We start from the raw sequence: 6000 nt of genomic DNA on the forward strand, positions 1-6000 counted from the left end.
AAGCCGAAGAGCGACTGCAGAGGCGGGCATGGCCAACAGGTTGTCGCAGGACGGTGAAGATCGGATCGCGCAGGAGGCCGCCGGATGGGTCGCCCGCCTGCAATCGAGCGATGCGACCGAGCGCGATCGGCGGGAGTTTCAGCTCTGGATCGAGCGGGACGTCGCCCATCGCGAGGCGTATGGCGAATTCGCTTCTCTCTGGACCGACCTGAAGCAGGTCCAGGTTCCTGCCGAACGTCTTAAAGATATCCGGCGGACGCGCCGAACGACGGCGCGCAGCTTCGTGGCTGCCGGCCTCCTTGTGATCCTGTCGCTCGCGCTCCACCAGATGGGCTTCGTCGATCGCCTGCGCGCCGACCATTACACCGGAATCGGCGAGGTTCGCACGATCAGGCTGGCGGATGGCTCGACCCTCGAATTGAATACCGACTCGGCGGTGATCGTCCGCTTCTCGCAGGCGGAACGCCGCGTGCTGCTCCTGCGGGGCGAAGCCTTTTTCGACGTCGCGCGAAATCCCGACCGGCCGTTCGTCGTCGAAGCCTCCATGCTGAGCGCGACCGCTCTCGGGACGCGATACGGCGTCCGCGCGCCCGACGGGAGCTTTTCCGGCAGCGTCGGGGTCGAATCCGGGCGTGTCGCGGTGGCGGGCGGCCATGACCGGGCCGTGCTGCGGGCCGGCGAGGCGGCCGGCGTGACGGCGCAAGGCCAGCTGGGCGTCAGGCAGGCCGATATTTCCAACGAAACGGCCTGGCGAAGCGGGAAGCTTGTCTTTTCCAATCGACCTCTCCGCGAGGTGATGGCCGCGCTCGAGCGGTATCGGCATGGGCGGATCGTCGTGATGGACGACAAGGCGGCCGAGCAGCTCGTATCCGGTATCTTCGACCTGAATGATACCGATGACGCATTGCGGGTTCTGGAAGAGAACCTGCCGGTCAGCATCATCCGCGTCACCGGAATCATGACTATCGTGCGATCGAATTAGAATTATTACATTCTAATAATCGGCACAGACGCTGAAAATTGCAAAAATTATTTTGTCCTGCAGGTCAGGACCTGCCCCCGACTTCGGCTCTTCGTTGTTAGGAGCGCGCATGTGAGCGGCGTTCCTTCTGATGCACAAACGGGGGCGAGAATGGCGGTCGGGGTTACGCGGAGGCGCGCACGCAGCAGGCTCGCAAGGCTGGCGCTGACCGGTGTTTCCGTCTTCGCCTTCAATGCGGTGCTCCATCCGCAGACGGCGGATGCGCAAGGGGTCGTCACTGCGGCTTCGGTGACGGTCGCGGTCCCGGCGGGGTCGCTCGAAGGCGGCCTTCTGGCTCTCGGCCGCCAGGCGAACCTTCGGATGCTCTATCCCAGCAGCCTCACGTCGGGAAAGCGTACGGCGGGCGTCAGCGGACGGATGACCACACGTCAGGCGGTCACGCAGCTTCTTGCCGGAACCGGTCTCCATGCGGCCTTCACGGGCACCAACACCGTGACGCTGACGGGGCCCGCGACGAGCACGGGCGGAGGCCCGGTCGGGGCGGCGCCTGAGGGCGCGATCGCGCTCGATACGATCAATGTCAGCGGGGTCGGCGGATCGGGCCTGTTCGACGGCGGCACTCCCGAGACGCCCTTCACGACGCCGGCACCGACATCCTTCATCTCGCAGGAAAGCATCGAGCGCTTCCGCGGCTCGAGCCCGGCCGACATCTTCCGGGGCACGCCGGGCGTCCTGTCGGGCGAGGCGCGCAACGGCGGCGGTAGCATCGATCCGAATATCCGCGGCATGCAGGGCATGGGCCGCGTCTCGGTCACGATCGACGGCGCCGAGAACGCAATGACGGTCTATCAGGGCTATCAGGGCATCTCGAACCGTACCTTCGTCGATCCAGACTTCCTGGCGGGGGTCGACATCCTGAAGGGTGCCGATGCGGGCTCCCGCGGCGTCGCAGGGACGATCTCGATGCGCACGCTCAGCGCCAACGATGTCGTCAAGCCCGGCGAGAGCTGGGGAGTGCAGGTCAAGGGCGGCTTCGGCACCAATACCGCCACCCCGGTGGCTGGAAACCTCGGCGGCTATTCCTGGCCCATCTCCTACTACAGCACTCCCGATCCGAAGCCCGTACCGACCGCGACATCGACCGGAATGGACCGGCCAAGCTTCCTCAGTCCGACAAACGGCTCGTTCAGCGTCGTCGCGGCGGTCAAGGAGGATAATTACGATCTGCTCGGCGGCTATGCCTACCGTCAGCAAGGCAACTATTTTGCAGGGAAGAATGGTCGTGGTGCCGGCGTGTACGACGCCGGTCCGTCACCTCTCTGTTACTCAAACGGCTTTTGCTACAATCCACCTCATCCAATCTCTTACGATCACAACTATCGGAACACTGGCCTGACAAGCTATCGCCGGGGCGAGCAGGTGCTGAATACGCAACTGCAAACCGAGTCGTACCTGTTCAAGGGCACGATCCGCACGGACAACGACCAGACCCTTCAATTGGGATATACGGGATATCGCAGCAAGGCTGGCGACATGGTTGCGGCGTTGTTCGGAGGGCCGCGGGCACAATCCGTACAGCAGCGCCTGGAGAACGACACGCAACTCGATAGCGGAACGCTCCGCTATCGCTGGAACCCGAGCAACAACGATCTCGTCGATCTCAGGCTCAATCTGTGGACGACGACGCTGACCTTGCGCACGCCGCCGCGCATCAGCGCTGGAGTGACCACCCCGCCGGAGACATTTGGGCTTTCGTACAACCACATCCCTGGCAGCCGCAGCGTGATGCGCGGCGGGGATATCAGCAACAAGTCCCATGTCGCACTCGGATCCTTCGGGGTCGTCGACCTGGAATATGGTGCGTCCTACATCAAGGAATCGACGAAGCCGCTTCCCTTCTCGAACGAGTTGAGCCTCGGCATTGGATTCCGGGATGGTTCTCGCGAGGAGACAGGAGGCTTCGGAAAGGTCGCCTACAAGCCCGTCGATTGGCTGACCCTGAACGGCGGACTTCGCTATTCGTATTATCAGTCCGACGACCACAGCCTCATCACAAAAAGCTCGGCGATAAACTACAAGCCCGACCGCAAGGATGGAGGATATAGCCCGTCCGCCGGCATCACGATCGAGCCGATCAAAGGCGCGCAACTCTACGCCAATTATGCCAGCACCCTGCGCATGCCGAGCCTGTTCGAATCGGTCGCAGGGTACAGCCTGACACCCAACTCGGGTCTGAAGCCCGAACGCTCGAACAGCTGGGAAATCGGTGCCAACCTGTCCCGGGATGGGCTGTTCCTTCCGGATGATAAGGTCAGGCTGAAATTCGGCTACTTCAACTGGGACGTGAAGGATTATGTCGCCCGACAGACAGTTCGGTTCAGTGATCCCGCACTCGGTGGATTTACGTACAACACCTTACAGGTGACCAATATCGACCGGGCGAAATTCGAAGGCCTCGAAATGTCGGCCCGATATGAAAACGGCGGCTTCACCGCAGATTTCAGCGCCAACTACTATTTGGGCGTCGAGTACTGCATCACGGCAGCGACCTGCTCAAAATCGACGCTGTCAGGCGACTACGCGACCAATCAGGTTCCGCCAGAATACATGGCGAATCTGACTGTCTCTCAGAAGTTCCTCAACGACGATCTGACCCTCGGCGGACGCGTCACCTATACCGGACCGCGTTCCATCGGCCACGGAGAGGTCCAGTACGGTGCGGCGGCGATCATCGCGCCGATCGATTGGCGGCCCTACTGGATGCTGGATCTCTTTGCCGAGTACAAGCTGAGCAAAGACATCACCATGTGGGCGGCCATGGAGAACGTGACCGACCAGTATTACGTGGACCCGCTCAGCCTCGTTCAGCAGCCTGGCCCGGGACGGACGTTCCGGATGGGATTGACCGGCAAGTTCGGCGGGAGCGAGCCGATCAGGCCGCTCTCCTTCGCCCGGCTGTTCGCACCCGGTTCCGAGACGAAAGCGGACTGGAGCGGTTTCCATATCGGCGGTCATGGGGCGTACGACTACACGCGACTTCGCGGTCAGACGACCGCGCTGGACGGGTCGAGCGCCGGCTATGCAGGTCAGGAATCGCCGCGTCTGAACGCCGGCGGGTTCTCGTTCGGCCTCAACGCCGGGTATGACGCGCAATTCGCCAACGGGGTGGTTGTCGGTCTCGAAGGCGACATCTCGAAGTCGGAATCCAGCGGCACCCAGCTCACGATGGCGACCGAGGGCGATACGGGCCCGTTCTCCACCAATCTCCTGCGCAGTCGCCAATACGAGGCGACGCAGAAGAGCGAAATCGACTGGATTTCGACGATCCGCGGGCGTCTCGGCTATGCCTTCAACGATCGGCTGATGGTCTACGGGACCGGCGGTATTGCATTCGCAAGCCAGCACGAGGAGCGGACTCAATTTGTCGGAGTCCCGTCGACCATCAGCATCGTCTTGCCGCCCAACCTGACGCGAGCTTCGTTCGTCGAGAGAGAGAACGCGATCCGGGTCGGCTACGTGATCGGCGGCGGCGCCGAATACGCTCTCGGCGGAGGCTGGTCGGTCAAGGGCGAGTATCTCCTGGCGAGCTTCGCGGAGAAGAAGCTCGTGTTCCCGAACGCCAAGGCAGGCGTGATGATCGCGAACGGAGCCGGCCACCCCGCCACCGCCAACACGACCAACGGACGCGTGGTGAACAGCAAGCTCGACATCCCGATGGTGAAGCTCGGCGTGAACTATCGCTTCTGACGGTCTCGGGCCGCAGCGGATGCTGCCGCTGCGGAGCCGGGCTCCATCGGAAAAAACGCGCGGCGGAGGTCCCGTTCGCCGAGGCCCGTTCGTCTAACGGGTGAAGGGTCCGGCGGAGGGAACGGGGCGGATGCCCCAGGCCTGCCGGGCCGGATGACGAATGATCTCCGGTCGCAGGACCGGATGCGGCTTCCCCTTTTTTGGGGAATGGCACCGCGAGCCAGCCAGGGCCGGAGACGGCCGTTAGCCAGCCAGCGGGCGCTCTTTCTGGGACGATGAGAAGAGACAGGGATGCGCAGAGTGATCGAGACTGTCTGCCCGCATGACGCCGGCCGGGCCGGCCGGGCCGGCCGGGCCGGGCGGGGTGGCTGCGGCGCTCTTCTGCGGGCCGTGAGGCTCGCGGCGATGGTGCTGCTCATCGCGGCGCCGGCCGGGGCGCAGGAAGCGGGGCCGGAGGGCGGAGCGGCCGGGGCCTCGCCTGCGGCCGCGGCACCCGCGGAGAGCGTCCCTGCGGCAACCGCGCCGGCAGCGACCCCGCAGCCCCTGCCGGGCGGCGAGGGCGCGGCGCCGGCCGACACGGCGAGCCCCGCCCCGGAGCCGGCCGCGAGCGAGGCTCCCGCGGCCGAGGCGTCCCCGCCGGTTCCCGCGCCATCCGGCATGCCGGTGGGCGGGGCGGCTTTGCCGCACGATTTGTCGCCCTGGGGCATGTTCCTGCAGGCCGACATCGTGGTGAAGGCGGTGATGGTCGGCCTCGCGCTCGCCTCGCTCGCGACCTGGACCGTGTGGCTCGCCAAGGGGATCGAGCTCGCCAGCGCCAAGCGCCGGGCGCGGAGCGCGACGCGCAAGCTGGAGCGGGCGCAGAGCCTCGACGAGGCGACGCGGCTGATCGACGGCGCCTGGACGCGCAAGGGCCCGGTGGCCGATCTCGTCCATGCCGCCGCGCGCGAGCGCGAGCGCTCGGCGGACCTCTCCGCGGAGGGCCTGAAGGAGCGGCTGTCGATCGCGCTGTCGCGGATCGAGGCCCGGGCCGGGCGCGGCATGACGCGCGGCACCGGCCTCCTCGCGACGATCGGCGCCACCGCCCCCTTCATCGGCCTCTTCGGCACGGTCTGGGGCATCATGAACAGCTTCATCGGCATCTCGCAGGCGAAGACGACGAACCTCGCCGTCGTCGCGCCCGGCATCGCCGAGGCCCTGCTCGCGACCGCCATCGGCCTCGTCGCGGCGATCCCGGCGGTGATCATCTACAACGTCTTCGCGCGCTCGATCGC

General features: G+C 65.2%; 3 protein-coding genes and 1 pseudogene. All 4 read left to right on the plus strand.

The features are described 5' to 3' along the window. Nucleotides 1-28: 28 nt before the first annotated feature. A pseudogene (locus EV668_RS25335) lies at nucleotides 29-133 on the plus strand (DUF4880 domain-containing protein); the annotation flags it as partial. Nucleotides 134-328: 195 nt separating this feature from the next. Next, nucleotides 329-982 (plus strand): FecR family protein, encoded by a 654-nt coding sequence (locus tag EV668_RS11685; RefSeq protein WP_245513104.1) that lies wholly within the window; start codon nucleotides 329-331, stop codon nucleotides 980-982. A 111-nt stretch (nucleotides 983-1093) separates the two neighbouring features. Next, on the plus strand, nucleotides 1094-4729 hold the full coding sequence (locus EV668_RS11690; RefSeq protein ID WP_245513018.1) for a TonB-dependent receptor domain-containing protein: 3636 nt from the start codon (nucleotides 1094-1096) through the stop codon (nucleotides 4727-4729). A gap of 405 nt (nucleotides 4730-5134) precedes the next feature. Beyond that, nucleotides 5135-6000: tonB-system energizer ExbB (exbB, locus tag EV668_RS11695; protein ID WP_133770202.1), on the plus strand; the 866-nt coding region annotated here is incomplete at its 3' end.

Source organism: Enterovirga rhinocerotis (genome assembly GCF_004363955.1).
GTDB classification, from domain to species: Bacteria; Pseudomonadota; Alphaproteobacteria; order Rhizobiales; family Beijerinckiaceae; genus Enterovirga; species Enterovirga rhinocerotis.

Excerpts from the sequence above, each read along its gene's own strand:
- EV668_RS11685 (WP_245513104.1), top strand. The coding sequence starts at position 329 with ATGGGCTTCGTCGATCGCCTGCGCGCCGACCATTACACCGGAATCGGC.